This window comes from Stenotrophomonas sp. STEN054, assembly GCF_056854535.1.
Window position 1 is genome coordinate 1 of the sequence record NZ_JBXFWG010000104.1, and the last position, 3,616, is coordinate 3,616.

Annotated in this window: 2 protein-coding genes; both read left to right on the plus strand. The window is 70.6% G+C overall.

From position 1 onward, the window contains the following. Positions 1-677 precede the first annotated feature (677 nt). The gene (yoaA, locus tag AC1VXD_RS19765) at positions 678-2,732 is read left to right on the plus strand and encodes a DNA repair helicase YoaA (RefSeq protein WP_482993470.1); all 2,055 of its coding nucleotides are present in this window, start codon (positions 678-680) and stop codon (positions 2,730-2,732) included. A 9-nt stretch (positions 2,733-2,741) separates the two neighbouring features. Beyond that, complete coding sequence (tsaB, locus tag AC1VXD_RS19770) at positions 2,742-3,455, plus strand: tRNA (adenosine(37)-N6)-threonylcarbamoyltransferase complex dimerization subunit type 1 TsaB (RefSeq protein ID WP_482993471.1); 714 nt, start codon at positions 2,742-2,744, stop codon at positions 3,453-3,455. The last annotated feature ends 161 nt before the right edge of the window (positions 3,456-3,616 follow it).

Consider the following 3,616-nt stretch of genomic DNA (forward strand, 5'->3'; position numbering starts at 1 on the left):
ATCTTTTCTCCCCACCTCCGGCCGCCCGTTGGTGGGGGGTATTAAATTTGGCTTTTTTTTTTGGGGCGGGGGGGGGGCCCCTGCGCAGGGGACGCTGCAAGTACGTCCATGTATGCTCGGTCGCCGCTTGCTCGTGTGCGCTGTCCTGCGCACACGGCAAGACCGGGGTTGGGCATCCTGCCCAACCCGCCCGTGGCATGCCTCGGGCCCATGCGGCTCACGCCCCTGCCCAGCGCACCCGCCCGGCCCCTGACCGTTTCCGTGTGCGTTCAGCCACGGAAAAGAAAAAATCAAATCAAAAGCGGGTCGCGCGCTGCGCGCACTCGCGGTGGGGTCGGATCCGTTTTCGTCAGGAAAACGGCTCCGACCCCTTCTTGTTTCCCTTCTACCCACCGCTTCTGAATCCAGTCGAGCAAGCGCGACGCCACGAAGCACGTCCATCCGTCATCGGTAAACCGTCGAGGGTGGGGCCGGAGGGGCAGGCAGGACCGTTGGCGCCATGGATGGCGCCATCGAGCCCCCAAGGACGGGTTTACGGCGTGTCCTGCCTGCCCCTCCCGCCCCGCCAAACACGCAGCAACCCAGAGCCATGAACCACGCCGTTGCTGTTGCCTTTGCCTGCGACCTGGCTTGAAACGGGTGCCGGGCAGCGCCCGGCCGGGTATCCTTCCTGTCTGATGTCCGACCTCGTTCATGCCAGCCGCGAAGCCCTCAGCGAAGGCGGCGCGCTCGCCTCGCACCTGGATGCCTTCAACCCGCGTCCCGCACAGCTGCGCCTGACCGAGGCCATCGCCGACGCGCTGCAGCAGCGCGACCTGCTGCTGGCCGAGGCTGGAACGGGCACCGGCAAGACCTTTGCCTATCTGGTGCCGGTGCTGCTGTCCGGCCTGCGCACCATCATCTCCACTGGCACCCGCGCGCTGCAGGACCAGCTCTACCACCGCGATCTGCCGCGCGTGCGCCAGGCGCTGGGCGTGGGCCTGCGCAGTGCGCTGCTGAAGGGCCGGGCCAACTACCTGTGCCGCTACCGCCTGCAGCAGGCGCGGGGCGAGCCGCGTTTTTCCAGCCCCGAACAGGCCGCGCAGTTCCAGCGCATCCTCGCCTGGTCCGGCCGCTCGCAGTTCGGTGATATCGCCGAACTGGACGGCCTGGCCGACGATTCGCCGCTGCTGCCGATGGTGACTTCCACCGTCGACAACTGCCTGGGCACCGACTGCCCGTTCTGGGATGACTGCTTCGTCGTGCACGCGCGGCAACGCGCGCAGGCTGCCGACGTGGTGGTGGTCAACCACCACCTGCTGCTGGCCGACCTGGCGCTCAAGCAGGATGGCTTTGGCGAGCTGCTGCCCGGTGCCCAGGCCTTCGTCATCGACGAGGCACACCAGCTGCCCGAACTTGCCGCGCAGTTCTTCGGCGAGGGCTTCGGCATGCGTCCGTGGCAGGAGCTGGCACGTGACTGCCTGACCGAGGCGCGTGGCGTCGGCGGTGCGCAGTCGGCGCTGCAGGAGCCGGTCGACCAGCTGCAGCAGGCGCTGCTGGCGCTGCGCCTGGCGATGGAAGGGCTGCCGTCACGCGGTACCCAGTGGCGTGCGTTGGCGATGCCGCAGGTGCGCGAGGGCTTCGATACGGCGATGAGCTGCCTGGTGGCGCTGGAACAGGCGCTGCAGCCGCTGCGTGAGGCCGCTGCGGGACTGGACGCTTGCCATGCACGTGCGCGCGAAGCGGTTTCGCGGTTGTCGCGCTGGCTGGGCGACGACGAGCCGACCCTGGATTTCGATATCGACCCGGCCGATGCGGCCAGTGCCGCCGACGTGCTCTGGTACGAACTCACCCCGCGCGGGTTCCGCTGCCAGCGCACGCCGATGGATGTGTCGGGACCGCTGCGCGAGCACCGCGAGCGCAGCCGTGCGGCGTGGATCTTCACCTCGGCCACGCTGACCGTGGGCGGTGGCTTCGACCACATCGCCACCCGCCTGGGCCTGGATGATCCGCACACGCTGGTCCAGCCCAGCCCGTTCAACTGGCCCGGGCAGGCGCTGTGCTACCTGCCCGAAGGCCTGCCTGATCCCGCCGCGCGTGGTTTCGGTACCGCGCTCATCCAGGCCCTGCGGCCGGTGCTGCAGGCATCGCAGGGCAGGGCGTTCCTGCTGTTCGCCTCGCATCGTGCGCTGCGCGAGGCCGCCGAGGCGCTGCGCGACGGGCCGTGGCCGCTGTTCGTGCAGGGCGAGGCGCCGCGCGCCACCTTGCTGCAGCGTTTCCGCGATTCCGGCAACGGCGTGCTGCTTGGCTCGGCCAGCTTCCGCGAGGGCGTGGACGTGGTGGGCGAGGCGCTGAGCGTGGTGGTCATCGACAAGCTGCCGTTCGCCGCGCCGGACGACCCGGTCTACGAGGCGCGGCTGGAGGCGATCCGCAGCCAGGGCGGTAATCCGTTCCGCGACGAACAGCTGCCGCAGGCGGTGATCGCCCTCAAGCAGGGCGTGGGCCGGCTGATCCGCAGCGAGACCGACCGCGGCGTGCTGGTGCTGTGCGACCCGCGCCTGCTCAACCGTGGCTATGGCCGGGTATTCCTCGATTCGCTGCCGCCGTTCCGCCGCACCCGCGCGCTGGCCGATGTGCAGGCCTTCTTTGCGCCACAATGGGCCCCCGTGGCCGACGACGCCGCCGCCCCGACCGTCCCGGCCCCCGCGCCGGGTCCCCAGCCGGCCCCCGGCGCCACGTTTCCCCTGTTCTGATTCCCTCCGATGAAACTGCTCGCCTTTGAAACCGCCACCGAAGCCTGTTCCGTTGCCCTGCATGTGGATGGGCAGGTGCTGGAGCGCTTCGAGATCGCCCCGCGCCGCCATGCCGAACTGAGCCTGCCGTGGGCCGAGGTGCTGCTGGCCGAGGCTGGCATCAGCCGCCGCCAGCTCGATGGCATCGCCCTCAGCCGCGGGCCGGGTGCGTTCACCGGCGTGCGCCTGGCGATTGCGATCGCGCAGGGCATCGCCCTGGCGCTGGACCGGCCGCTGCTGCCGGTGTCGACGCTGCAGGTACTGGCGCTGCGCGCGCCGGCCGAGGAAACCCAGATACTGTCGGCGATCGATGCGCGGATGGGTGAGTTGTACGTGGCGCGCTTCGAGCGCGTCGATGGCCTGCCGGTGGCCTGCGATGCCGAGCGCGTGTGCGCACCGGCGGCGGTGGCGTTGCCGGAGGGGCTGCAGGCCTACGGCATCGGCTCCGGTTTCGGCGCGGCCGGCGGTGCGCTGGTGGCGCAGCTGGGTGCGGGCCTGCGTGGTTTCGATGCAGCGGCATTGCCGCGCGCGTCGGACGTGCTGGCGCTGGCGGCGCCGGCGTTCGCGCGTGGCGAAGGCGTGGCGGCAGAGAAAGTCGAACCGGCATACCTGCGGGACAACGTCGCCCTGACCCTGCTCGAGCAGCAGGCCGCGCGCGAGGCGAAGGCGAAAGCCAACGGCTGAGCCCCTCGTGGCGGGGGGGGGGGGGCGGGGTTTGGGGGGGTTGGCCGGGGGGGGGGGGGGGGGGGGGGGCCGGGGAGGCAAACAGCAATCTATATAAGAGCCGCACAAACAACCACCCCACGCACCCCACCCCCCCCCCCCCCCCCCCCCCACACCCACCC

Bases quoted from the DNA above. Each gene is read 5' to 3' on its own strand.
- yoaA (WP_482993470.1), top strand. From the start codon at position 678: ATGTCCGACCTCGTTCATGCCAGCCGCGAAGCCCTCAGCGAAGGCGGC.
- tsaB (WP_482993471.1), top strand. From the start codon at position 2,742: ATGAAACTGCTCGCCTTTGAAACCGCCACCGAAGCCTGTTCCGTTGCC.